Annotated in this window: 24 protein-coding genes and 2 riboswitches; of the genes, 21 read left to right on the forward strand and 3 right to left on the reverse strand. The window is 43.9% G+C overall.

Going from position 1 to position 23632, the window contains the following annotated elements:
• Positions 1-93: 93 nt before the first annotated feature.
• From GLW00_RS08615 to spoVM, 6 genes are all read left to right on the forward strand, one after another.
• Positions 94-855 carry a Stp1/IreP family PP2C-type Ser/Thr phosphatase gene (locus GLW00_RS08615; protein WP_160913098.1) on the forward strand — a complete coding sequence of 254 codons (762 nt, stop codon included), beginning with the start codon at positions 94-96 and terminating at the stop codon, positions 853-855.
• Positions 855-2909 carry a Stk1 family PASTA domain-containing Ser/Thr kinase gene (gene pknB, locus GLW00_RS08620; RefSeq protein WP_160913100.1) on the forward strand — a complete coding sequence of 685 codons (2055 nt, stop codon included), beginning with the start codon at positions 855-857 and terminating at the stop codon, positions 2907-2909. Before GLW00_RS08615 ends, pknB begins: the two co-directional genes overlap by 1 nt.
• A gap of 11 nt (positions 2910-2920) precedes the next feature.
• Complete coding sequence (rsgA, locus tag GLW00_RS08625; RefSeq protein WP_160913102.1) at positions 2921-3802, forward strand: ribosome small subunit-dependent GTPase A; 882 nt, start codon at positions 2921-2923, stop codon at positions 3800-3802.
• Positions 3803-3804: 2 nt separating this feature from the next.
• Entirely contained in the window at positions 3805-4458 is a 654-nt protein-coding gene (gene rpe / locus GLW00_RS08630; protein WP_160913104.1) for a ribulose-phosphate 3-epimerase, read from the forward strand.
• A gap of 368 nt (positions 4459-4826) precedes the next feature.
• Positions 4827-5486 carry a thiamine diphosphokinase gene (locus GLW00_RS08635; RefSeq protein WP_326317058.1) on the forward strand — a complete coding sequence of 220 codons (660 nt, stop codon included), beginning with the start codon at positions 4827-4829 and terminating at the stop codon, positions 5484-5486.
• 48 nt (positions 5487-5534) lie between these two features.
• Complete coding sequence (gene spoVM / locus GLW00_RS08640; protein ID WP_035505439.1) at positions 5535-5615, forward strand: stage V sporulation protein SpoVM; 81 nt, start codon at positions 5535-5537, stop codon at positions 5613-5615.
• Between the two features lie 146 nt (positions 5616-5761).
• On the opposite strand, the gene rpmB is transcribed toward spoVM, so the two are convergent.
• Positions 5762-5950 carry a 50S ribosomal protein L28 gene (rpmB, locus tag GLW00_RS08645; RefSeq protein WP_035505437.1) on the reverse strand — a complete coding sequence of 63 codons (189 nt, stop codon included), beginning with the start codon at positions 5948-5950 and terminating at the stop codon, positions 5762-5764.
• Positions 5951-6192: 242 nt separating this feature from the next.
• On the opposite strand from rpmB, the gene GLW00_RS08650 reads away from it, so the two are divergent.
• Positions 6193-6555, forward strand: coding sequence for an Asp23/Gls24 family envelope stress response protein (locus tag GLW00_RS08650; protein ID WP_160913106.1), 363 nt, complete (start codon positions 6193-6195; stop codon positions 6553-6555).
• A gap of 31 nt (positions 6556-6586) precedes the next feature.
• On the forward strand, positions 6587-8254 hold the full coding sequence (locus tag GLW00_RS08655) for a DAK2 domain-containing protein (protein WP_160913108.1): 1668 nt from the start codon (positions 6587-6589) through the stop codon (positions 8252-8254).
• Positions 8255-8294: 40 nt separating this feature from the next.
• Here the strand turns inward: GLW00_RS08655 and GLW00_RS08660 are convergent, their stop codons facing one another.
• On the reverse strand, positions 8295-9176 hold the full coding sequence (locus GLW00_RS08660; protein WP_160913110.1) for a sulfite exporter TauE/SafE family protein: 882 nt from the start codon (positions 9174-9176) through the stop codon (positions 8295-8297).
• A gap of 118 nt (positions 9177-9294) precedes the next feature.
• A riboswitch (SAM riboswitch) is annotated at positions 9295-9392 on the reverse strand.
• Between the two features lie 170 nt (positions 9393-9562).
• Positions 9563-9669, forward strand: a riboswitch (SAM riboswitch).
• A gap of 81 nt (positions 9670-9750) precedes the next feature.
• Between GLW00_RS08660 and GLW00_RS08665 the strand changes: the two genes are divergently transcribed.
• The 11 genes from GLW00_RS08665 (at position 9751) to GLW00_RS08715 (ending at position 20487) form a co-directional block, all read left to right on the forward strand.
• The gene (locus GLW00_RS08665; RefSeq protein WP_160913111.1) at positions 9751-10485 is read left to right on the forward strand and encodes a phosphoadenylyl-sulfate reductase; all 735 of its coding nucleotides are present in this window, start codon (positions 9751-9753) and stop codon (positions 10483-10485) included.
• 13 nt (positions 10486-10498) lie between these two features.
• A complete protein-coding gene (sat, locus tag GLW00_RS08670; protein ID WP_160913114.1) occupies positions 10499-11647 on the forward strand; it encodes a sulfate adenylyltransferase in 1149 nt (382 codons plus the stop codon).
• Between the two features lie 5 nt (positions 11648-11652).
• Complete coding sequence (cysC, locus tag GLW00_RS08675) at positions 11653-12249, forward strand: adenylyl-sulfate kinase (RefSeq protein ID WP_160913116.1); 597 nt, start codon at positions 11653-11655, stop codon at positions 12247-12249.
• Positions 12250-12262: 13 nt separating this feature from the next.
• Complete coding sequence (cobA, locus tag GLW00_RS08680) at positions 12263-13039, forward strand: uroporphyrinogen-III C-methyltransferase (RefSeq protein WP_160913118.1); 777 nt, start codon at positions 12263-12265, stop codon at positions 13037-13039.
• Positions 13040-13052: 13 nt separating this feature from the next.
• The gene (locus GLW00_RS08685) at positions 13053-13811 is read left to right on the forward strand and encodes a sirohydrochlorin chelatase (protein ID WP_160913120.1); all 759 of its coding nucleotides are present in this window, start codon (positions 13053-13055) and stop codon (positions 13809-13811) included.
• Positions 13808-14434 carry an NAD(P)-binding protein gene (locus GLW00_RS08690; RefSeq protein WP_160913122.1) on the forward strand — a complete coding sequence of 209 codons (627 nt, stop codon included), beginning with the start codon at positions 13808-13810 and terminating at the stop codon, positions 14432-14434. The genes GLW00_RS08685 and GLW00_RS08690 overlap by 4 nt, the downstream gene beginning before the upstream one ends.
• Positions 14422-15234, forward strand: a complete 813-nt coding sequence (locus GLW00_RS08695; protein ID WP_160913124.1) for a uroporphyrinogen-III synthase — start codon at positions 14422-14424, stop codon at positions 15232-15234. Before GLW00_RS08690 ends, GLW00_RS08695 begins: the two co-directional genes overlap by 13 nt.
• A gap of 23 nt (positions 15235-15257) precedes the next feature.
• Complete coding sequence (locus GLW00_RS08700; RefSeq protein WP_160913798.1) at positions 15258-17054, forward strand: assimilatory sulfite reductase (NADPH) flavoprotein subunit; 1797 nt, start codon at positions 15258-15260, stop codon at positions 17052-17054.
• A 28-nt stretch (positions 17055-17082) separates the two neighbouring features.
• Positions 17083-18795, forward strand: a complete 1713-nt coding sequence (gene cysI / locus GLW00_RS08705; protein WP_160913126.1) for an assimilatory sulfite reductase (NADPH) hemoprotein subunit — start codon at positions 17083-17085, stop codon at positions 18793-18795.
• 72 nt (positions 18796-18867) lie between these two features.
• The gene (locus GLW00_RS08710; protein ID WP_160913128.1) at positions 18868-19317 is read left to right on the forward strand and encodes an Hsp20/alpha crystallin family protein; all 450 of its coding nucleotides are present in this window, start codon (positions 18868-18870) and stop codon (positions 19315-19317) included.
• Between the two features lie 783 nt (positions 19318-20100).
• Complete coding sequence (locus GLW00_RS08715) at positions 20101-20487, forward strand: YuzC family spore coat inner layer protein (protein ID WP_160913130.1); 387 nt, start codon at positions 20101-20103, stop codon at positions 20485-20487.
• Between the two features lie 84 nt (positions 20488-20571).
• On the opposite strand, the gene GLW00_RS08720 is transcribed toward GLW00_RS08715, so the two are convergent.
• Positions 20572-21840, reverse strand: coding sequence for an NCS2 family permease (locus GLW00_RS08720; protein WP_160913132.1), 1269 nt, complete (start codon positions 21838-21840; stop codon positions 20572-20574).
• Positions 21841-22062: 222 nt separating this feature from the next.
• Between GLW00_RS08720 and sdaAB the strand changes: the two genes are divergently transcribed.
• Together sdaAB and sdaAA are read left to right on the forward strand one after the other, a co-directional pair.
• Positions 22063-22725, forward strand: a complete 663-nt coding sequence (gene sdaAB / locus GLW00_RS08725) for an L-serine ammonia-lyase, iron-sulfur-dependent subunit beta (protein ID WP_160913134.1) — start codon at positions 22063-22065, stop codon at positions 22723-22725.
• Between the two features lie 17 nt (positions 22726-22742).
• Positions 22743-23627, forward strand: coding sequence for an L-serine ammonia-lyase, iron-sulfur-dependent, subunit alpha (gene sdaAA, locus GLW00_RS08730; protein WP_160913135.1), 885 nt, complete (start codon positions 22743-22745; stop codon positions 23625-23627).
• Positions 23628-23632: the final 5 nt, after the last annotated feature.

Here is a 23632-nt window from a genome sequence, read left to right on the forward strand (position 1 = left end):
TTGCTATTCCTTCCCTTTAAACAAAGAGGGAATGCCATCTAAGAATCAACACCCATGTTTGGTTGAAGTTATAAATATGAGGCAGGTGAAACCATGATAGGTTATTACGAGACAGATCAGGGGAAAGTCAGAATTCATAACGAGGATGCCGGCGGCGTTTTCAAAAACGATGCTGGTCAAGTTCTTGCCATTGTAGCCGACGGAATGGGCGGGCACCAGGCCGGTGATGTAGCCAGCCAGATGACGACCTCACACATACATAAAAAATGGCAGGAAGCCCATCTCATTGAAACACCTGATGAAGCAGAAAAATGGATCAAAGAAGCCGTGCGCTCAGCAAATAATGAAATCAAATCGTATGCCAATGAGCATGAAGAATGTGCAGGGATGGGAACAACGGTCGTTGTAGCTTTGTGTACAGGAGAGTTCGCGACAATCGGCCACATTGGAGACAGCCGTTGTTATTTTGCTAATGACTATGGTTTCAAGGTAATCACCGAGGACCATTCTCTTGTGAACGAACTTGTGCGTTCCGGTCAGATTACTGAAGAACAGGCGGAACACCACCCTCGGAAAAACGTTTTATTAAAAGCGCTTGGTACGGAATTCGATTTGACTGCCGATGTAAAAACGATGGAATTTGAAGAGAATGACCGCCTCCTTTTATGCACAGACGGTCTCACAAATAAAGTGACTGATGAAGAATTAAGTGAATTGAAAACTTTTGAAGGTAATTGGTCATCCTTTACTCAGCAGATGATCGACCTTGCGAATGAACGTGGAGGGGAAGATAACATTACACTTGCAGTCATTCATCATCATCCTTCTTCAGACGTGAAAGAAGGTGCGGAATAATGTTGAATAACCGTCTCCTTAATGACCGTTATCGTGTACAAGAGATGATCGGTGGCGGCGGTATGGCGAATGTCTACCTTGCTTACGATACCATTCTGGACAGGGAGGTCGCCATTAAAGTACTGCGGCTGGAACATGGAAATGATGAGGAATTCATCGCTCGCTTTCATAGAGAAGCCCAGTCAGCTACGAGTCTCTCTCACCCAAATATCGTCAACATTTATGATGTGGGAGAAGAAGACGACATCTATTTTATGGTGATGGAGTACGTCGACGGAATGACTTTGAAGCAGTATATTCAGCAATATAGCCCGGTCGATGTATCTGAAGCAGTGGATATAATGAAGCAGATTGCATCAGCCATCGCTCATGCGCATGACAATGGAATCGTTCATAGGGATATCAAACCGCAGAATATCCTCATCGATCACTACGGTCATGTGAAAGTGACGGATTTTGGAATTGCCATGGCTCTAAGCGCGACTGCGTTGACTCAGACAAACTCTGTTCTTGGTTCCGTTCATTACTTATCACCAGAACAAGCCAGGGGCGGGATGGCGACCAAAAAGTCCGATGTCTATTCACTGGGCATTGTTTTTTTCGAATTACTGACAGGGAGGCTTCCTTTTTCAGGAGAATCTCCTGTCTCGATCGCATTGAAGCACCTTCAGCATGAAACTCCTTCTTTAAGAAGATGGAATGCCGACTTGCCTCAAAGTGTTGAAAATATCGTTTTGAAATCGACGGCCAAAGATCCGTTTCATCGATATGAATCAGTATTGGAAATGGAGCATGAGATTGAAACCTCACTTGAGCCTTATCGGGCAGATGAACCTGTCTTCACATTACCAGATGATGGAGATGAAGAAAAAACAAAAGCCATCCCTGTCATTACTAATGAAGCCTATGGGGACTCTCCGAATGAAGATACGATCATTAATACCAGTGATCACAAACCTGTAATCCCAGCCCCGGCATCGCCGACAAAAAACTATAAGGAAACAGCCGCAGATCCGCCACCTCCTGAGAAAAAGCAGAAAAAGAAGCGGAAAGTATGGCCTTGGATCTTAACCGTTATACTATTGCTATTAATAGGGGGGCTCGTGGCTTTATTCACCATCCCTGGAATCATTCAGCCGGCCGATGTTGAAATTCCTGATCTTGCTGGAGAAGAGTATGAAGCAGCTTATAGTGAACTTAGCGATCTAAACCTTAACGTGACAAGAGAAACACGTTTTTCTGATGAGGTGGAAGAGGGAGATGTCATTGAAACAGACCCTGAAGCAGGGATGACAGTAAAGGAAGGTTCAGAGGTTACGGTTTATCTCAGCAATGGGAAAGAACGGTTGGATTTCCCTGACTATGCCGGTAAGGATTACGAGCAGGTAAAAGAAGAGTTGGAAAGTAAGGGATATAGTGGGATCGATAAAATCGAACAAACAAGTGAGGAACAAGAAGCAGGAGAAATCATTGCCCATGTAAGTCCAAGTCCTGGTACAAGTGTGATCCCTGATGAGACGACGGTGACTTTCCGAGTGAGTTCTGGAGTGGCTAAAGTTGAACTGGCTAGTTTAGTGGATGCGAATGAGAAGTTTGCTACAGATTACCTGCAAAGAAATAGCCTGCAAGTTGAAACCACTCGTGAATTTTCGGAAGATATAAGGGAAGGGAATGTGATTAGGCAGGATCCCGCTGCTGATACAGAAGTTGAGCAAGGGTCTACCGTAAACTTAGTTATTTCCAGAGGACCTGAACCAAAACCTCCTAGAGATGAATCCATTTCTATTGAAGTTCCGTATGAACCGGAAAAGAAAGAGGAAGAAGGACAAGATGATGGTGGTCAAGAAGGGGAACAGCCTGAGCCTGAGGGTCAGGAAGTATTGATTTACGTAAATGATGCAAATCGTGACGGAAGTACACCTGTGATCAGTGAAATGATTACCGAGACGAAGACTTTTGAAATTACCTTAACGATTGAGCCTGGTGAATCAGCAACTTACCGAGTAATGAGGGATGGCGAAGTCTTTCAAGAAGAAGTGGAAGTACCGTATTAAGAGGTGAAAAAATGCCAGTAGGAAAAATTATTAAGTCATTGAGCGGGTTCTATTATGTCCTTTGTGAAGGGGAGGTCTACCAATGTCGGGGAAGAGGGAACTTTAGAAAAAAGAAAGTCACCCCCTTAGTTGGAGATCTTGTCGAATTCAAGGCGGAAAATAAGGAAGAAGGATATATCCTATCCATCGAAAACAGAAAGAATGAATTGGTAAGGCCTCCGATTTCGAATGTGGATCAGGCATTAATCGTCACTTCTGCCGTTCATCCGGATTTCAATGCTTTGTTACTGGACCGATTCCTCGTCCTTGTGGAAGAAAAGAGGATCGAGCCATTCATTGTCATTTCTAAAGTGGATCAACTGGATGGACAACAAATGGAAGTGATGGAAAGCTACAAAACGCTGTACGAAAAAATCGGCTATCCTGTCATTTTATCTGCAGTAGATGATACAGAATCCATGGATCTAGTCCAATCTCACTTAGCTGGTCGCACCACAGTCATCGCTGGCCAGTCCGGCGTCGGCAAATCGTCTCTACTAAATTCAATCGATCCTCGACTTTCAATTGATACGGATGAAATCTCAGAGAGTTTAGGTCGCGGAAAACATACGACGCGTCATGTGGAACTTTATGAAATAGCGGGTGGTCTTGTGGCGGATACTCCAGGATTCAGTTCACTGGAATTCGGAGAATTGGAACTTGATCAGCTGCCTGAATGTTTCCCTGAGTTCGTAGAGGTACAGAATGGCTGTAAATTCCGAGGTTGTCTGCATCATAAGGAACCGAAGTGCGCGGTCAAATCAGCCGTTGAGGCAGGGGACATTTCCGAACAGCGATATGAGCATTACCTACAATTTTTAAATGAAATACAGAACAGAAAGCCGAGGTATTAATCATGACTAAAATTGCACCATCCATTCTAGCTTCTGATTTTTCGAAACTTGGAGAGGAAATTAAGGATGTTGAACGTGGAGGAGCGGATTATATCCATGTAGACGTCATGGATGGACATTTTGTTCCGAATATTACAATCGGTCCATTGATTGTCGACCACATCCGTCCAGTCACCGACTTGCCTCTTGATGTCCATTTAATGATTGAAAATCCGGATCAGTATATCGAAGCCTTTGCTAAAGCAGGATCTGATATCATCACCGTTCATCAGGAAGCATGTCCTCACCTCCACAGGACGATTCAATTGATCAAAAGCCACGGAGTGAAAGCGGGAGTCGTCATTAATCCAGGTACTCCAGCAGAGGCAATCCGACCGATTCTTAAGGATATCGATCTTGTCCTGTTGATGACAGTTAACCCAGGTTTCGGAGGTCAATCATTCATTCATTCCGTTGTACCGAAAATCGAACAAATCTCCCATTGGCGGGAAGAAGAAGGGCTCTCCTTTGAGATTGAAATCGATGGTGGAGTGAAAGTCGAAACAGCTAAACAATGTACAGATGCTGGAGCTGATGTACTTGTTGCCGGCAGTGCCATTTTTAATCAGGAAGATCGCAAAAAAGCAATTGATGAAATTAGACAAGCGGCACAATAATTGAAAAAACTCAAAGGGTCTCGATCCTTTGAGTTTTTTTATTCACTCTTTTGTTGGCATCCAGTAAAGAAATAAGTTACATTTTAAAATAGAAGAAACCGTTCTATTGTAGTATATAGTAACATTGTGGAAGTTTTAGGTTGTTCCTGGGGTTCGTTACCCGGATCGAGCATCAGGAGCGGATGGGAATGGCGAGACCCTACAGGACCCAGATCGGAGGAGGCTCACCGCGCTCTCTCGGAAAGCGAGCAACCCCGTACCCTACTCATCCACTCAACAAAAGTCCCAAAACTGAGTCTTCACGTATCGATAGCTTATCGTGAGTAGTAAAGGACTGTTTTATTTGTGAAAGGTATAGGAAGGGTGTTATGAAAATGAAAAGAGTGATCGTAGTCGGCGGCGGACCGAAGTCTTACATACCTGATTTAAAAGAATACGCATGTCCGGAATGCGTTTGGATCGGCGCCGATCAAGGAGCGGAGGTCCTTGTTGAGCATGGACTGGCTCCTGACATAGCCATTGGAGATTTTGATTCTGTTTCAGAACATTCATTGGCAGAAATAAAAAAGAATGCCAAACAGGTCTTAATTTTTCCGGATGAAAAAGATGAAACAGACTTGGAATTAGCGATAAATGAAGCACTCCGCTTGAACCCCGGGCATATTCTATTATTCGGAGTGACCGGTGGTCGAATCGATCATTCTCAAGCGAACATGCAGCTTCTTTATCCTTTAATGAAGGAAAACATAAAGAGTACGATTATTGATCGACAGAATCAGGTGGAATTAGTCTTCGCTGGTGAGCATAAGATAGAAGCGGATGAATTATACCCGTATGTTTCATTCTTACCAGTCACGCTTGAAGTGACAAAGATTACGCTTGAAGGGTTTTACTATCCCTTGGATCGCGCCTATCTGCCATTTGGATCCACCTTGTGCATCTCGAATCGACTGATTGAAGATACAGGTACTTTTTCATTTGAGTCAGGCATACTCTTAGTAATAAGAAGTACAGACTTGCCTACTTGAGGGGAATAAGGGAGTTCGCATTAGTTCATATAGGAGGAGGGGGCTCTTTTGAAATTTTATACCATCAAACTCCCACGGTTCGTCGGGGGTTTAGTGCGCGCAGTCATAAGTACATTTAAAAAAGATTAGGACCCATTCAAAAGGAAAGCTCCGGAGTACACATGGGCTGAGCTCCGGAGAGCACCAAAAGCGCCCGTTTACTTATCTTTAGACAAATAAAAAAAGCACCCTCTAAGGGTGCTTTTTTTGTGAGCTCATAAGCTCTCTGTCAGCAATTATACACGTTGTACTTTGCCGGACTTGAGTTCACGTGCTGTTACGTAAACTTTTTGAGGCTTGCCATCCACAAGGATGCGAACTTTTTGAACATTAGCTTTGAATTTACGTTTATTAGCGTTCATCGCGTGTGAACGGTGGTTACCTGAACGTGTACCTTTACCAGATAGAACACTTCTGCGTGCCATGAAAATCCCTCCTGTTACATACATAAATCATCAGATACTTAGTAACTTTATCATATAGAATACGTGTTTGCAATAATCTAGTCAGAATTATATCAAGAATTTTTTCTTGACAGAACTTATGAATTGTTACACAGTATAGTAGGGATATCCAGGTCATTTTCTTACCATTGAAGAGAAATTCATATGGGGATTTTGTGTTATAATAGGGTAGGATTGATGAGGATTATAAAGGAGGATCTATTATGTCTGTTGATTTAAATAACCAATATGGTCATATTACTATTAGCAATGAAGTCATTTCAACGATTGCTGGAGGAGCCGCTGTTGAGTGCTACGGCATCGTCGGTATGGCATCTAAAAATCAGATCCGTGACGGTTTATCTGAAATGCTCCGCAAAGAGAATTTTTCCAGAGGAGTCGTTGTCAGACAGGATGAAGATCGCCTCCATATAGACATGTACATTATCGTGAGCTACGGTACAAAGATTTCCGAAGTCGCTAATAATGTCCAATCACAAGTAAAATACACACTAAACAAAACAGTTGGTTTGTCCGTGGATTCTGTGAATATTTTCATTCAGGGAGTTCGTGTGACAACTGAATAGATCGCGGTTGTAGTCAAAGGAGGAAGTAAGTGTGACGTTACAAAAGTTAGACGGCAAGACGCTTGCCGAAATGATCTTGCAAGGAGCTCATCATTTAAAGCAGAACTCACAAATGATTGATGCTTTGAATGTTTTCCCTGTACCGGATGGAGATACGGGGACGAATATGAATCTGTCCATGACTTCTGGAGCTGAAGAAGTTCGGAATGTGGACCAGAATCATGTAGGAACAGTGGCCCAATCTTTATCCAAAGGTCTCTTGATGGGAGCACGTGGAAACTCAGGTGTTATCCTCTCTCAAATTTTCCGTGGTTTTTCAAAATCGATTGAAGACAAAGAAGTCATCACAACCAAAGACTTTTCAGAAGCTCTTCAAGGCGGGGCCACTACAGCATATAAAGCTGTCATGAAACCTGTGGAAGGAACTATTCTAACTGTAGCAAGAGAAGCTGCTGAAGCATCTGTTGAGATTGCTGAAAAAGAGGATGATTTCATTCCATTCATCGAAGGAGTCGTTCAAGCAGCGAAGAAATCACTGAAGAATACACCAGAATTGCTTCCAGTACTGAAGGAAGTTGGTGTCGTGGATAGTGGTGGACAGGGCCTTGTCACGATTTATGAAGGTTTTCTTGCCAATTTAAAAGGTGAGGAACTTCCGGATCTCGAGGATACTGTATCGATGGATGACATGGTCAACGCAGAACACCACAAGCTGAATCAGGACTTCATGAACACAGAAGACATTGAATTTGGCTACTGCACAGAATTCATGGTGAAATTTGAAGAAGATAAACTTGCTGAACACCCATACGATGAAGAAGCCTTCCGTAATGAGCTCAGTGAAATGGGAGATTCTCTGCTTGTCGTTTCTGATGAAGACTTGATCAAAGTCCATGTTCACGTGGAATACCCAGGAGAAGCCATGACCTTGGGTCAAAGGTACGGCAGCCTTGTCAACATGAAGATCGAGAATATGCGTGAACAGCATACATCGATTGTTGGTGACAAAAAGAAAGCCAAGCCCAAGTCAGAAGAAAAAGCTGAGTACGGAATTGTGACCGTGAGCATGGGAGACGGAATTAAGAAGTTGTTTGAAAGTCTTGGAGCGACTGTCGTTATCCAGGGTGGTCAAACCATGAACCCAAGTACTCAAGATCTATCAGAAGCGATTAAAGAAGCACATGCGAAACGTGTGCTCGTCTTGCCGAATAACAAAAATATCGTCATGGCTGCTGAACAAGCAGCAGAATTAGCGGATGTAGAAGTTGCTGTTATTCCATCGAAAACGATTCCTCAAGGGATGAGCGCGCTTCTTGGGTTCAACCCGGAAGCAGATCTTGATGCGAATAAAGAGGAAATGCTCAACCTCATGTCTGAAGTGAAAACAGGACAAATCACTTACGCCGTTAGAGATACGCAAATCGATGGTTTGGACATTTCCAAAGGCCACTTCATGGGAATTGCTGATGGCAAAATCTCTGCCACTGATAAAGATGCTTTGACGACTGCTAAAACATTGTTGAACCAAATGATTGACGATGATGAAGATGAGATTCTGACTATCTTGACTGGCGAGGAAGCCGACGAAAAAGAGGTAGCAGAACTTGAATCATTCATCGAAGAAACGTATGAAGATTTAGAAGTGGAAATCCACAATGGTGGACAACCGATTTATTCTTATATCTTTTCAATCGAATAAAACACGTACACAAACGCAGCTCTTGGGGCTGCGTTTCTTTTTATGCTTGTTTTCGAACCATCTTGACTCGAAGGTGGTTTCGAATAGAAAAAACAACAATCAAGAGATACCCAAAGATCAGTGAAGTGTACACAAAAGTTAAAACTGAATCGCTGATTTGGATCGAAGACAGTAAAGTTCTCGTATTTGTAAGGATGATGAAACCTCCGGCTAATACTCCTAGAACAGAAGAGGGAAGGGTTTTGACAAGCCAAGCGGCAATGGGAGCGGCTATGACACCACCGATGACGAAAGATGATATCAGCAGCCAGCTGAATTGATCATGCCCTAAAAAAATCAAAAATCCAGCCGTTGCTGAAATCGTTACCAGGAATTCGCTAGTATCCACGGTTCCGATGACTTTCCTTGGAGCGATACCTGATTGAGAAAGAAGCGCAGGTGTATTTACCGGTCCCCAGCCGCCCCCGCCGACACTATCTAAAAAACCGCCTGCTATACCAAGAGGTAAGAGGAAACGTTTATTTACGGACTTCTTTTCTTTGATATGTGTATTTTTCGAAAGGAATAGGAAACGGAAAATGATATAAATTCCTAGTGTGAGTAGGAATATGGATATGTAAGGTCTAATGAATTCCCCTGATATGTAGCTTAAAAATGCTGCTCCTAGGAAGGCGCTGATGGCACCAGGAACTGCGATGATCATGACAAGGCGTTTGTCTACATTGCCAAACTTATAGTGGGAAAAACCAGAAACAGCTGTTGTGGCAATCTGTGACATATGAATGGAAGCGGATGCTACAGCAGGAGCTAGTCCATAGGATAAGAGAATCGTGGATGAACTAAGCCCAAATCCCATACCGAGTGCACCATCCATCAGTTGAGCAGCAAATCCAATAAGAGCGAAAATCGTCAGTTTCTGCAAAGTGTACCACTCCTTTTATACCGTTCAATTGTTTGTGAATATATATTATTCCTATGTATCTACTTGGTTTTATGATCAAAAAAATAACCCCCATCTGAAAGAAGGGGGAGTCATCCACACCTTATCTTTCACCCTTCTGGCTGCTGGAATGAGCACCCTCTTACAGGTTGCTGCGGGATCGTCAGACCAGGTTCCTCCCCCGACTCTTCATAAGGATCGTATGAGTTTTAAAAGAATAATTCTTAAACTAACGGACATGGTTTTATTTGTCAATCACATAGTTTAAAAAAACAGAAAATTTTTGATTTTCCTAAAAAAGCATTGACATATGATGATAACGAGCATAAGATTTGTATCAACTTGTTTTTCAGAAAATTTCATAGCTTTTCTTATCTAGAGAGGTGGAGGGACTGGCCCTTTGAAGCCTCGGCAACGGATCTATATAGATACTGTGCCAATTCCAGCAAGCGGTAAGCGCTTGAGAAGATAAGAAGAATATAGTTTACATGTAGATGTAAATGCCTTTCTTCTTATCGTGAAGAAAGGCATTTTTATTTTTAGAAAGGAGGAGAAGATGAAACAAACACTCGTAACGTATCAATCTTTTCACAATCCATTTGAAGGTGATCTACCGAAAAATAATGATACAAAAGGAGCAGCAGAGGTCATTCGGTGGGCTTACTCTCAGTACGAGGACATCGTGTATGCCTGCAGTTTCGGAGCAGAAGGGATCGTTCTCATTGATTTGATTTCCAAGGAGAAGCCGGATGCCGAAGTCGTTTTTCTTGATACAGATCTTCATTTTGAAGAAACTTATCAGCTGATTGAAAAAGTGAAAATGAGGTATCCGAAGTTAAACATAACGATGAAAAAACCTGAAATTACGCTGGAAGAACAAGCGGAACAGTATGGCTCCGCCCTATGGAAGCGGCAGCCGGATCAATGTTGTTACATCCGTAAAATTAAGCCACTTGAAGATGCTCTCAGCGGCAGAAAAGCTTGGCTGTCAGGCCTGAGACGGGAGCAATCCCCCAGCCGTCAGAAAACAAATTTCGTGAACAAGGATGAGAGATTTAAATCCGTTAAAGTGTGCCCCTTGATTCACTGGAGTTGGGAAGACGTATGGGAATATATCCGACTAAATAGGTTGGACTACAATGAATTGCACGATCAGCATTATCCTAGTGTCGGCTGCATCCCCTGTACCGCCCAGGCTTCAGATGATGGGAGATCAGGCAGGTGGAAAGGGTTCAATAAAACCGAATGTGGGTTACACACAGCGGAATCTTCAGAAAAGGAAAAATCTTAAAGGAGGAAAAGGCATGTCAATCATAACCCCGCACGGTGGAGTGCTTGTAAACAGGTGGAAGGAAACAAGGCCGGAGGAGCTGCCGGAAGATATCATCGAGCTTGATTCGATGGCATTAAGTGATGTCGGTTTAATTGCGAACGGTGCTTATAGTCCCTTAAAAGGGTTCATGAACAAGGAAGATTATGAATCTGTGGTCGAAACCTTAAGGTTAAAAGATGGCACTCCATGGAGTATTCCGATTACACTTCCGATCTCAGAGGAACAATCCCGGTCGCTTGGAAGGAAAGCCCAGTTAGTCAAGGACGGGATTGTGTATGGGACGATTACAATAACCGATCGATTTAAACCGGATAAGAAAAAGGAAGCTCAAAACGTGTACTTAACGACAGAGTCGGCTCATCCTGGCGTGAAAAAATTATTCGAACGAGGAGACTGGTATGCTGCAGGTGAAATCGAAGTATTTCATAAACCTCCTTACGAACATGGAAAGTCATTTTACTTAGATCCAAAAGAATCAAGGGAGCTTTTTCAACAATATGGTTGGAAAAAGGTCGTTGGGTTTCAAACACGAAACCCTGTCCATAGGGCTCACGAATACATCCAGAAAGCTGCGCTGGAGACGGTGGATGGATTGTTTTTAAATCCGCTGGTCGGCGAAACGAAAAGTGATGATATTCCCAGTGATGTCCGGATGAAGAGTTATCAAGTTCTTCTTGATCACTATTATCCAAAAGAACGAGTCACATTGGCTGTCTTCAATGCGGCCATGCGGTATGCAGGTCCTAGGGAGGCGATCTTTCATGCAATCGTCAGAAAGAATTTCGGTTGCTCTCACTTTATTGTAGGGCGAGATCACGCAGGTGTCGGTGATTATTATGGTACGTACGATGCGCAGAAAATCTTCAGCCACTATAAAAGTGGGGAACTTGGTATCACACCACTTTTCTTTGAACACAGTTTTTATTGCAACGCTTGCGAATCGATGGCTTCCCATAAAACCTGCCCCCACGACAAAGAGGATCACATGATCTTATCAGGAACGAAAGTAAGGGAGTTGCTGCGTAAAGGAGAAAAGCCGCCAAAAACGTTCAGCCGTCCTGAAGTAGTGGACGTCTTAATCGAAGGACTGCAGAAAGAAACAGCAGAAGTGAAAGGATGAGGACCATGAACGAAAATTTGACCTGGCATGAGGCATCCATTGGGAAAGAAAAGTACCGCCAGAAAAATGGACACCAAAGTGGAGTGCTCTGGTTTACAGGCCTCTCGGGCTCAGGTAAATCAAGCATTGCCAACCAATTGAACAAGGTCCTGTACGAAAAAGACATCCAAAGCTATTTACTTGATGGTGACAATGTGAGACATGGACTGAACTCAGATCTCGGGTTTTCAGAAGTAGACAGGGAGGAGAACATCAGACGGATCGGTGAAGTCGCTAAACTTTTTGCGGACAGTGGAACCATCGTTTTAACAGCGTTCATTTCTCCTTATCAAAAAGACCGGGATCTTGTAAGAGCCTCTATACCGGAAGGGGATTTTATTGAAATCCATGTCGACTGCCCTGTAGAGGAGTGTGAAACCCGTGATCCGAAAGGGCTTTATAAGAAAGCGAGAAACGGAGAGATCAAGGGATTTACAGGCATTGATGCGCCTTATGAAAAACCGCTTCAACCGGAACTCGTGCTTGATTCTAAAACGTTTAGTGTGGAAAGTTGCGCGGAACAAGTGTGGAAGCTTTTACAAGATAAAAAATGGGTGACATGAAAGGGGTCGGAAGATGACAAACGTTTATATTGTGGGAGCGGGTCCGGGAGATTACGACCTGATCACAGTGAAAGGGTTAAAAGCGATACAAAAAGCAGACGTCATTCTCTATGATCGCTTGATCAATCAAGAGCTTCTGGATGAGGCGAAGGAAGGTGCAGAACTTGTGTTTTGTGGGAAACGTCCGGACCATCATGCCCTTAGTCAGACGACCATCAATCACCTTTTGTGTAAATATGCGCGGAAAGGAAAAGTGGTCACTCGTTTGAAAGGGGGAGACCCATTCGTATTCGGACGCGGAGGGGAAGAAGCGGAAGAACTCGCCAAAAGAAACATTCCTTATGAAATCGTACCGGGAATCACTTCGGGAATTGCAGCGCCTGCTTATGCTGGCATTCCTGTGACCCACAGGGACTACAGTTCTTCTGTCGCTTTCATTTCAGGTGTCAATAAGCAAGGCGGCGATGAAGAGGCTTATTGGGAGCGGGTCTCTAAAAGTATGGATACCTTGTGCATTTATATGGGAGTAAAGAAATTGCCGCTCATTTGTGAACGACTTCTGAAGTACGGAAGACCTCTTCATACACCTGTTGCCCTGGTGCAATGGGGTACAACAAAGGAGCAAAAAACGGTGACAGGCACGATTGAAGATATTGTCGAAAAATCAAAGCGTATTGAGAATCCTGCAATGATCGTCGTTGGAGACGTAGTCAGGTTACGAGAACGTCTCCAATGGTTTGAGTCATCTCTGGAAGAAAATCTTAAGGAAATAGCCACAGGTGTTGTATGAAAGTAGGGGTAACATGGAAGCCGTTTTGTATGTAAGTCATGGGAGTAGAAAAAAGCAAGCGAAAGAGGAAGCCATTCACTTTTTGAACCTTGTTCAGCGGCAGGTCAACTGCGAACTCTCTCATATTTGTTTTCTCGAGTTAGCAGATCCTGATGTGTTGGAAGGCATTCGTAAACTTGTGGAAAAAGGGGCAGATAGGATTGTCATTATCCCTGTACTGCTACTGAGTGCCGGCCACTATTTCAAGGATATTCCTCATGAGATGGAGAAAGCTGAATCCATCTATCCAGACATTTCGATTACTTATGGTCAAACGCTTGGGGTGCAGGAACGAATCACGGATGTACTGGTGGACCGGCTGAAAGAACTGCCGACCGAAATGGATGAATCAGCCAATGTTTTACTTGTGGGAAGAGGGAGCAGGCATCCGGATACAAAAACATCCATCGAATGGATTGCTGGTGTGTTGAGAGAGAAGGGACGGATTCAACAAATTCAAACCTGCTACCTGGCTGCACTTTCTCCTCGATTTCCAGACGCGTTTGAAGAATCGCTAAGCAACTATTCTAAAACAATTGTGGTCCCCTACTTATGGTTTACAGGCCTCCTCTATGATTCTTTGGAAAAAAGCGTGGCGAACGCAAAAGAGAAAGGACATCATGTCTACCTCGCTTCTTATTTAAATGATCACCCAAATATGGTTCAATCCTTGGTTGACCGAGTCAATCAAGCTTTAAGCAAAGGGGTGGAAGAGGAGAGAATTGTGAAATGATATCGCTATCGGTTGATGTAGAACAGAAGAAAGTCATCATCATTGGAGGAGGCAAAGCAGCAGAAAAAAGGGCGAAGGTATTCCTACGAGAAAAGGCAAAAATTACAGTTGTCAGCCCTGCAGTCACGGAAGACTTAAAAGAGATGATCAAGAAGAAGGAGATCCATTGGTTGAATCGTCATTTTGAAAATGGTGATGTTACGAGCGCATTTCTATTAGTTATTGCGACGGATGACTGCGAGACAAATGACAACATCGCCTTGCAAGCAGGGAATGTGCCCCTTGTGAACAGAGTAGATGGGGGGAAGGGTGGAAACTTTTATCTTCCTGCACAATTTACCCGGGGGAAACTAAACGTATCTGTCACCACCCAGGGAGCTAGTCCTAAGCTCGCAGGACGCTTGCGTGAAGAATGGGAAAAGCAGTTCCCTCCTGCCTATAAGGATTATGTGGATTTTTTATATGAATGCAGACAAATGCTGAAGGCCTCTCCTTTATCTAAAGTGGAGAAAGAGATGTATCTGGAAAGAATGCTTGATCCCTCTTATTTAGAACGGGAAAAACAATGGGTCATCAAGGAAGAAATACATACCAAAGGAGGAGGAAGCCTTTGTCGGGACTAAAAGGAAAAAAGGTTGGCATTGCGGCAGATCGCCGTTCGGAAGCGATTCAAAAATTAATAACGAACATGGGTGGAAAGCCTTTTGTTTTTCCATTGCAAGGAGAGCAGCTGCTGGATGAAAAAGCATCCCGCGCTCATGTGAAAGACTACCTTCATCAATCGTTTAACCGGGTCATACTGACGACAGGCATAGGCGCTCGTACGCTTGGAGCTGCCGCAATAAAAGAAAGGGTAGACGGGAAATTTCTTCAGAAGCTCGAAAACGAGTCTCTTGCCATCCGGGGTTCGAAAACGCTGGATTGGTTAAAAGCAAATGATCTATTTCCTGATGTAATCTCTGCAGACGGAACGATGGAAAATCTATTGTGTCAAATCCCTGTTGTAGATCGAACAAAGAACCGAGAAATCTTTCTACAGACATACAATGAAGATGAAGAATTTTTAGTAAGAAAATTAGAGGAGAAAGGATACAGGGTTTACAGAGCTAACCCCTACAAGTTCTTACCACCTGATCCTGTTGTCGTAGAAGACTTAGCCCTCCATATCGCAGACGCTCAACTGGATGCGGTTGTTTTCACAAGTAAAACCCAGGTGAAAAATTTATTTCATCAAAGCAAAAGGTTGGAAAATGTTGTGGAAGCTTTCCAACATCATGTCCAGGCGGTAGCTGTTGGTAAAGTAACCGCTCAGGCTCTGAATGACCGAGGGATTTCTTCGGTCATTCAACCCGAGCGACCGAAGATGGGTGCGATGATTGTGAAGCTTGATCATTATTTTCAGGGGCAATGGTTGAATCAATAGCTATCAATATGGAGGTGTCAATGTTGAATCTTGATGTCAAGAACAGTCCATTTGATCAAGAACAAACGGAACAATTGAACCGTTTGCTTCTAACAATGGATGAACGACAGAAAATATGGCTGAGCGGTTATTTGGCCGCCGTTCAGACCTCTCCTTCCCTTGCTGCAAAGAATCACCAAGGAGAAGAAAAAGCAGTGTCTTCCCGGCAGGTGACCCTTTTGTATGGATCACATACCGGAAACTGTCAGGCCCTTGCGGAAGAATATGGGGCCAAGTTAAAAGAAAAGGGCATGGTAGCCAATGTTCTGGATATGGATGAATATAAGCCGAAAAACTTAAAAAATGAACAGGATCTATTGATTTTGACGAGTACCCACGGAGACGGAGATCCTCCAGATAATGCACTGTCCTTTTATGAATTTCTCTTCAGCAAACGAGCACCAAAATTAGACGGAACGAAGTATTCTGTCCTTGCTCTCGGTGACAGCTCTTATGAGTTCTTTTGTCAGACGGGGAAGGAAATCGATGAACGCCTGAACGAACTCGGTGCTGAGCGTATCCACCCCCGTGTCGATTGTGACCTTGATTATGAAGAAGATGCTGAATCATGGTGGAATGGAGTGCTTCATACATTAGGTGATACTCATGAACAGGTCTCTCCAACGGTTGAAAAAGTCACGTCTGTTACCGATCGTCCGATTTACTCTAAGAAAAACCCTTTTCAAGCCGAAGTGCTGGAGAATATCAATTTGAGTGGACGGGGATCGAATAAAGAGACCCGCCATTTGGAGCTCGACCTGGAGGGGGCGAACCTTGCCTATGAACCTGGGGATAGTCTGGGGATTTATCCGAAAAATGAAGATACCCTTGTAGATGAGCTGGTCGAAGAAATGGGATGGGACCCAGACTTATCGGTCATCGTGAACAAAGATGGGGAAGTCCGGGCTTTACGGGAAGCTTTGACCTCCCATTATGAGATTACGGCCTTGACCATACCCTTACTAGAGAAATTAGCGACTCTGACAGAAAATAAAGAATTCAAACAACTAGTGACATCCAGAGATAAAATGAATGCTTATGTATATGGAAGGGACCTGCTCGATGTCGTGAGAGATTATGGACCATGGAAAGCAGGAGCCGAAGCGTTTGTCAGCTCATTAAGGAAGATACCTGCGAGACTGTATTCTATAGCGAGCAGTTTAAAAGCTAATCCTGATGAAGTACATTTGACAATCGGGACAGTAAGATACGATTCAAATGGACGGAAACGGACAGGGGTGTGCTCAGGACAATGTGCAGAAAGGACAGAAGTGGGAGATCAACTGTCTGTTTTTGTACAGAAAAACAACAATTTCAAACTACCTGAGGATCCATCCATACCCATCATCATGATTGGAGCGGGAACGGGCGTGGCCCCATACCGATCCTTTCTTGAAGAGCGAGAAGAAAGCGAGAGACAGGGCAGGTCCTGGCTTTTCTTCGGTGAGCAGCACTTTGTCACGGATTTTCTCTATCAAGTGGAATGGCAGCGTTGGTTAAAAGACGGCGTCCTAACAAAAATGGATGTCGCTTTCTCCAGAGATACATCAGAAAAAGTGTACGTCCAGCATCGCTTGCTTGAGAATCAGAAAGAATTTTATCAATGGTTAGCATCCGGGGCTTATGTCTACGTATGTGGGGATGAAAAATATATGGCCAAAGATGTACACAACACCATCCTTGAAATCATAAAGGAAGAAGGAAATTACACCGGAGAAGAAGCAGAGGAATATTTGAAAGAATTGAGAAAAGCGAAGCGTTACCAAAGAGACGTTTATTAAGGAGAAGAAGGAAGGGAGAGGAAGTCTAGTGGCGGAAAACAAAACCATAAGGCCTGAAGGTCCCCCGGATGATATGGAAAGAATCAAAGAGGAAAGTCGGTTTTTAAGAGGGACGCTCGTAGATAGTTTTGAAGACCGGATCAGTGCGAGTATCCCTGCGGATGATACGAAACTATTAAAATTTCACGGAAGTTACATGCAGGATGATCGTGATTTGAGGAATGAGCGGAGAAAGCAGAAGTTAGAGCCTGCTTATCAATTCATGGTCCGTGTCCGCCTCCCCGGGGGTGTGGCGACACCAGATCAGTGGCTGACGATGGATACGTTGGCTGATGATTATGGAAATGGAACGATAAAACTTACGACAAGGCAGACCTTTCAGCTCCACGGGATACTGAAGTGGAACATGAAAAATAGCATACAGGCTATGGATGAAGCATTGTTAGATTCCATTGCTGCATGTGGGGATGTCAATCGGAATGTCATGGCTAATGTGAATCCGGATCAATCCCCTTACCACGCTGAAGTCTACCAGTTTGCTAAACAAATAAGTGAACACTTACTTCCGAAGACCAGGGCTTACCATGAGATCTGGCTTGATGAAGAGAAAGTCATAGATGGCAAAGAGGAAGAAGAGCCGATCTACGGTTCCCACTACCTGCCGCGGAAGTTCAAAATCGGTGTCGCTGTTCCACCTTCCAATGATGTGGATGTCTTTTCGCAGGATCTCGGTTTCATTGCCGTTGAGGAAGAAGGAAGGCTGATTGGTTTCAATGTCGTTGTTGGCGGTGGAATGGGCATGACCCATGGGGATGAGACGACCTATCCTCAATTAGGGCGTGTTATCGGTTTTTGTCCAAAAGAAAAAGGAAAAGAGGTGGCAGAAAAAATCCTGACGATCCAGCGTGATTACGGAAACCGATCGAACCGGAAAAATGCTCGTTTCAAATACACGGTTGATCGGCTTGGCGTAGAGTGGATCTGTGAGGAATTGAACCGGAGAACAGGTTGGGAGCTGGAAGAGGCGAAACCCTATCATTTTGATCATAATGGGGATCGATATGGATGGTTGAAGGGGGAAGATGGGGATTGGCATCATACCTTTTTCATCCAAAATGGACGCATTAAAGATGAAGACACCTATTTACTAAAAGAAGGAATGCGGAAAATTGCCGAACTGGGACTTGGAGAGTTCAGGCTGACCCCTAATCAGAATGTTACGCTTTCGAAAATCAAGGATGAGAATAAACCAGAAATTGAAGCCGTTATTGAAGAATACGGATTATCAGACGGTAAACAGAATTCTGCATTGAGAAGGAACTCGATGGCCTGTGTGGCTATGCCTACGTGCGGGCTGGCCATGGCTGAATCGGAAAGGTATTTGCCTTCGCTCATTGATCAAATAGAAGAAGTCCTGGATGAAGTGGGATTGAGAAATGAAGAAATTATAATAAGAATGTCAGGTTGTCCAAATGGATGTTCACGCCCAGCCCTTGGGGAGATTGGTTTTATCGGTAAAGCCCCTGGGAAATACAACCTTTATTTAGGAGCTGGGTTCGCAGGGGACCGGTTGAATAAACTGTACCGCGAAAATATCTCGGAAAGAGAGATTTTACAAGAGTTAAAACCGTTACTTGTCCATTATGCGAAACAGCGGGAAGATCATGAAAGATTTGGTGATTTTGTCATACGCAAAGGCTACATTCGACCGGTTACTTCAGGTCAAGACTTCCATTCATGAATGAAATATTCACCAAACCCAGCCCCGTGCATAAAGTGTAGGGCAGACTTTATGTAAATGAGGTGCAAAGGAATGGATGATAAACATAAACAATTGCCGGATTTATTTGATCAAAGCTTTCGTGACATAGTCAAAGCATTCGATTCATTCTTTGATGAATCCATTAAACATGTACATGATTTCTTTCAACAAACAACTATTCCAGTGGAAGTGTTTGAAACAGACCGGGATGTCACAGTCGAAGCTTATCTTCCTAATGTGACTCGGGAGCAAATACGCATTGATCGCTCCGGGAATCAGCTGAGAATTCGCGTGGATGAAAGGCAGATCCGGGAAGTGAAAGATGAAGATGCTCAGTATTACAATAGGTCCCATGCCATAAGTCAAAAAGAGCGCGTGGTCACCCTTCCATTTGCTGTCGCAGATACAGCAAGCAGTGCATCTTTTAAAGGTGGCGTTCTGACCATTGTATTTCCAAAACATCACTCCACCATTAACGTCATTGACGTGGATGATCAATAATCCATCCACACAAAAAAAGGCGCCCAGAATTCCTGGGCGTTTTATGATGCTTGCATGTTTATGATTATCTCATCTGTCGATATTAAACTAAATGGCAGGTTTCTTGAAGACTCAGTTTCGAGACGTTTGTTGAGTGGATGGGGGCTGCGGGGAATGACTCGCTTTCCGCGGGAGCGCGGTGAGCCTCCTCGGACTGCGTCCTGTGGGGTCTCACCAAGCACTTTTTTCCCGCAGGAGTCTCGCCATTCCCCTTCGCCCCTTTACTATATCAGAGTCTCGAAACCACTACTGGAAAACTTAGCTTGTATGGTTATTAGAAGTGAATGATGTAAACTCTACCCCATTGCCGTTTAGCAAACGGAAATCTTTGATACAACACACTATACGCCCGCCTAGGGGAGAAGAATTGGAACCTTGTTTAAGAATACATGTGGTCTAATCATCCACTTCCCTCAACCATACAAGCTGCCCCTTTTAGAAGTGGTTTCGAGACACTTAAAAGGTCAAGGGGCGGAGGGAAACGGTGAGACTCCTATGGGACGTGTGGGACAGGTGAGACCCCGGAAGGCGTAGCCTGAGGAGGCTCACCGCCCGCCCCATGGAAAGCGAACCTTTTCCCGGAGCCCCTAGAACCTTACAATCATCTCGAAACTGAGTCTTCAACTAAAGGTAGCTTTACAGGAATTAGGGAGTTTAGGGATTCTGAAATTTTGTGGAGTACATATATTTAATAATGGTTCAAGAAGGAAGGAAAGGTTCTGAAGGACCCGGGGGGTTTTTAGAATGTATGTCGTTTGGGTTCCGTGCTATGTACCTTTTGTTATACCTAATGTTTATCATCACAATCCTCAACGACCATATATCCGTTTATACCCGGAAGTCGATGAGGACATGTTTGTACAGTCTGCCTCAGAGATGGAAACACTGATGAATGATGCCAGAAAAGTAGTGGGGAAAATCAGCAGTTCCCATGACTTCGCAAATGATGTCATGGGGGCTGCTCAGGAATCAGATCAATCGAAAGTGAACACGTTGATCCGAAGTACCGGTGTAGAATCTCCCTTTCAAGCTGATTATAATCCAGACCGGATGAAAATCCACTTGACTGCAAGGAACCAACAAGTCGAATGCTGTCAGTTAACCATTGTACTACGATGGAGAGTACAATAAATCCCGTACATCTTAGATGTACGGGATTTTATATTTTTTGTATTGTATTCATATAAAATACAACATAGTAGCACTGCAGCTAAATTAATGACCAAGCGAGCGCATGATAAATTCAATGAGAAAGACCATGGCAATGAGTACGACCGGCGTCGTTAGTTCTCTTTGTTTTCCGATGGCAAACTTTACGATTGGATAAGCGATAAACCCAAAAGCCATTCCATCAGCGATGGAGTAGGTGAAGGGGATCATCACGATAATCAGGAAGGCTGGCATCGCTTCTGACAATTGATCCAGTGGAATTTCCTTGATGTTTTGTACCATCAGTGCTCCGACAATGATGAGGATTGGTGCAATAGCAGTCGATGGTACCATGGAAATCCAAGGAATCAAAAAGATGGTGCCGATGAATAAAACAGCCATAGTGAGTGCTGCTCTTCCTGACTTTCCACCTGAAGCAATAACTGCCGCACTTTCTGCTGAAGAAACCGTCGGTGATGTACCTAGGAATCCAGTACTTAATGCTGAAAAGGCAGAAGCCTGATAGGACCTTTTGAACTTGCTTTGTTGATCAAGCATATCCAATTGTCCGTGAATGAGGCCCATATTCTCGAAAATGAGAACAATCGCTAGGGGGAAAACAGCCATCCAAAAACCAAATTCTGTCACGCTTCCAAAGTCCGGCATGAAAATCCACGATTGTTCACTGAGAGCGAGAGAATCTCCCCGCTCTCCAAGAACTCCTGTGAAATGAGCAATTATGGTACCTGCAATCATTGTCACTAAGAAGTTACCAGGAACATTTTTTGTGAAAAGGAAGATCCCGATAAACAACGTGAGGATGCTTGTAATGACAATTGCGGAAGATGGGTTGCCGAGTGTAATCAAAGAGTGTTCCCCTTTGACTACAAGACCACCTTTCTCTAACCCGATCAATGTCAAAAACAGTCCAAGCCCAACCGTAATTGCATGCTTTAAGGAAGCCGGAATTGCGTGTTTCAACCAGTCTCCAAGCTTCGTGAAAGCCGTGATTAGAAAAATCAGGGAAGCTATAAATACAACAGCCAGCCCTTCTTGGAAAGTTAATCCCGTACCTTCAACGATGGAGTAGGCGAATAGGGCGTTGACACCCATACCTGGAATGAGAACCATAGGCGCATTGGCGTATATGGCCATGATCAAACAGCCGAGTGCGCTGGCAAGAATTGTTGCAATCATTCCGCTTTCAAGCGGCAGACCTGCACTGTGAAGGATTTGGCTGTTTACGGCGACGATATAGACCGTCGTGAAATAACCGATTAACCCTGCCAAACCTTCTTTCTTCCAGCTCACTTTTTGATGATGCTGATTGAGCATTTAAATCTCCTCTATGAAATTTATCCCTCTCCCACCCGGTTACCGAGTAACCCACAAACGTTTATTTTACTCGTAAATAAGCAATCTATCAAGCTGATTTGTTCGCTTTTTGTAAAAAATGAGGTCTAGAACAACAGTTTGTGTTAAGATGTAAAAGGATTATAATATAGTAGAAAGCGTTTTCTTTCTTTATATATAGATGAAAAAGGGAAGGTGATTCTCATGAAATATCGTTCAGTTTTCGATATTATTGGTCCCGTGATGATTGGACCATCGAGTTCCCACACCGCTGGAGCGGCCAGAATCGGTCGTGCAGCACGCCACTTATTTGGACGGGAACCTAAATATGCCCACATCCATTTGTATGGATCATTTGCTAAAACGTATAAAGGTCACGGCACTGATGTAGCCATCATCGGTGGATTGCTCGACTACGATACGTATGATGAACGTATTAGTCAATCTCTTGTTACGGCAAGGAAGAATGGAATGAAAATAAGGTTTCATGAAGAGGATGCTCATACAGATCACCCGAACACCGCGAAGGTTAAAATCGGGGATGACGATGGTGAGCTTGAATTAGTCGGCATATCCATCGGGGGAGGAAAAGCAGAAATCACAGAATTGAATGGTTTTGAACTTCGTCTATCAGGAAGTCATCCGGCGATTCTGCTTATCCACAATGACCGTTATGGTGCGATTGCCTCGGCAACTGCCATTTTAGCAAAAAATGAAATTAACATCGGACGCATGGAAGTCTCCCGTAAAGCTCAGGGAGAACAAGCTTTAATGGTCATTGAAGTAGATCAGAACATTGATGATGCGATCCTGGATGAACTAGAACGAGCCGATCACATAACTCAAGTAGCTAAAATATCAGACTAAAAGAAAGGAGAGGTCACATGTTTCGAAATGTCGCTGAACTCGTAGAATTAGCAGAAAGTGAAAATATCCAAATCTCTGAGGTGATGATTCGTCAGGAGATGGAAGTCAAACAACTATCGAGGGAGCAAGTGTTCTCTCAAATGGAAAGAAATCTGGATGTTATGGAAAAAGCCATTGAAGATGGCTTAAAAGGGGTGAAGTCCCACAGTGGATTAACTGGAGGGGATGCGGTGCTCATCCAAAACTATATGAAAAACCATACCCCTTTATCAGGAAACCTGCTAATGGATGCTGTCAGTAAAGCTGTTGCAACTAATGAAGTGAACGCAGCCATGGGGACGATCTGTGCTACACCTACCGCAGGAAGCGCCGGGTGTGTGCCAGGAACACTTTTTGCAGTAAAGAATCAGTTGAATCCTACACGTGAACAAATGGTTCGCTATTTGTTCACTTCTGGTGCCTTCGGTTTTGTAGTAGCAAATAATGCGTCGATCTCCGGAGCTGCAGGAGGCTGTCAGGCAGAGGTCGGTTCAGCTGCTGGAATGGCTGCTGCTGCAATTGTTGAAATGGCAGGGGGTACACCTTCACAATCTGCCGAAGCCATGGCGATAACATTAAAGAATATGCTTGGACTCATTTGTGATCCGGTTGCTGGTCTAGTAGAAGTCCCATGTGTGAAAAGAAATGCCATGGGTGCCTCCAACGCCGTTGTTGCTGCAGATATGGCACTTGCAGGTGTGACAAGCCGCATTCCTTGTGATGAGGTGATCGATGCCATGTACAAAGTCGGTCAACGCATGCCTTCAGCCTTCAGGGAAACGGCTCAGGGAGGACTTGCCGCGACCCCAACAGGGCGTGAATTAGAAGCCAAAGTGTACGGAATATCGTTGAAGAAAGAGTGAATGAT

This window comes from Halobacillus litoralis, from assembly GCF_009856445.1.
GTDB classification, from domain to species: domain Bacteria; phylum Bacillota; class Bacilli; order Bacillales; family Halobacillaceae; genus Halobacillus; species Halobacillus litoralis.

Excerpts from the sequence above, each read along its gene's own strand:
- GLW00_RS08615 (WP_160913098.1), top strand. The coding sequence starts at position 94 with ATGATAGGTTATTACGAGACAGATCAGGGGAAAGTCAGAATTCATAAC.
- pknB (WP_160913100.1), top strand. The coding sequence starts at position 855 with ATGTTGAATAACCGTCTCCTTAATGACCGTTATCGTGTACAAGAGATG.
- rsgA (WP_160913102.1), top strand. The coding sequence starts at position 2,921 with ATGCCAGTAGGAAAAATTATTAAGTCATTGAGCGGGTTCTATTATGTC.
- rpe (WP_160913104.1), top strand. The coding sequence starts at position 3,805 with ATGACTAAAATTGCACCATCCATTCTAGCTTCTGATTTTTCGAAACTT.
- GLW00_RS08635 (WP_326317058.1), top strand. The coding sequence starts at position 4,827 with ATGAAAATGAAAAGAGTGATCGTAGTCGGCGGCGGACCGAAGTCTTAC.
- rpmB (WP_035505437.1), bottom strand. The coding sequence starts at position 5,950 with ATGGCACGCAGAAGTGTTCTATCTGGTAAAGGTACACGTTCAGGTAAC.
- GLW00_RS08650 (WP_160913106.1), top strand. The coding sequence starts at position 6,193 with ATGTCTGTTGATTTAAATAACCAATATGGTCATATTACTATTAGCAAT.
- GLW00_RS08665 (WP_160913111.1), top strand. The coding sequence starts at position 9,751 with ATGAAACAAACACTCGTAACGTATCAATCTTTTCACAATCCATTTGAA.
- sat (WP_160913114.1), top strand. The coding sequence starts at position 10,499 with ATGTCAATCATAACCCCGCACGGTGGAGTGCTTGTAAACAGGTGGAAG.
- cysC (WP_160913116.1), top strand. The coding sequence starts at position 11,653 with ATGAACGAAAATTTGACCTGGCATGAGGCATCCATTGGGAAAGAAAAG.
- cobA (WP_160913118.1), top strand. The coding sequence starts at position 12,263 with ATGACAAACGTTTATATTGTGGGAGCGGGTCCGGGAGATTACGACCTG.
- GLW00_RS08685 (WP_160913120.1), top strand. The coding sequence starts at position 13,053 with ATGGAAGCCGTTTTGTATGTAAGTCATGGGAGTAGAAAAAAGCAAGCG.
- GLW00_RS08690 (WP_160913122.1), top strand. The coding sequence starts at position 13,808 with ATGATATCGCTATCGGTTGATGTAGAACAGAAGAAAGTCATCATCATT.
- GLW00_RS08710 (WP_160913128.1), top strand. The coding sequence starts at position 18,868 with ATGGATGATAAACATAAACAATTGCCGGATTTATTTGATCAAAGCTTT.
- GLW00_RS08715 (WP_160913130.1), top strand. The coding sequence starts at position 20,101 with ATGTATGTCGTTTGGGTTCCGTGCTATGTACCTTTTGTTATACCTAAT.
- GLW00_RS08720 (WP_160913132.1), bottom strand. The coding sequence starts at position 21,840 with ATGCTCAATCAGCATCATCAAAAAGTGAGCTGGAAGAAAGAAGGTTTG.
- sdaAB (WP_160913134.1), top strand. The coding sequence starts at position 22,063 with ATGAAATATCGTTCAGTTTTCGATATTATTGGTCCCGTGATGATTGGA.
- sdaAA (WP_160913135.1), top strand. The coding sequence starts at position 22,743 with ATGTTTCGAAATGTCGCTGAACTCGTAGAATTAGCAGAAAGTGAAAAT.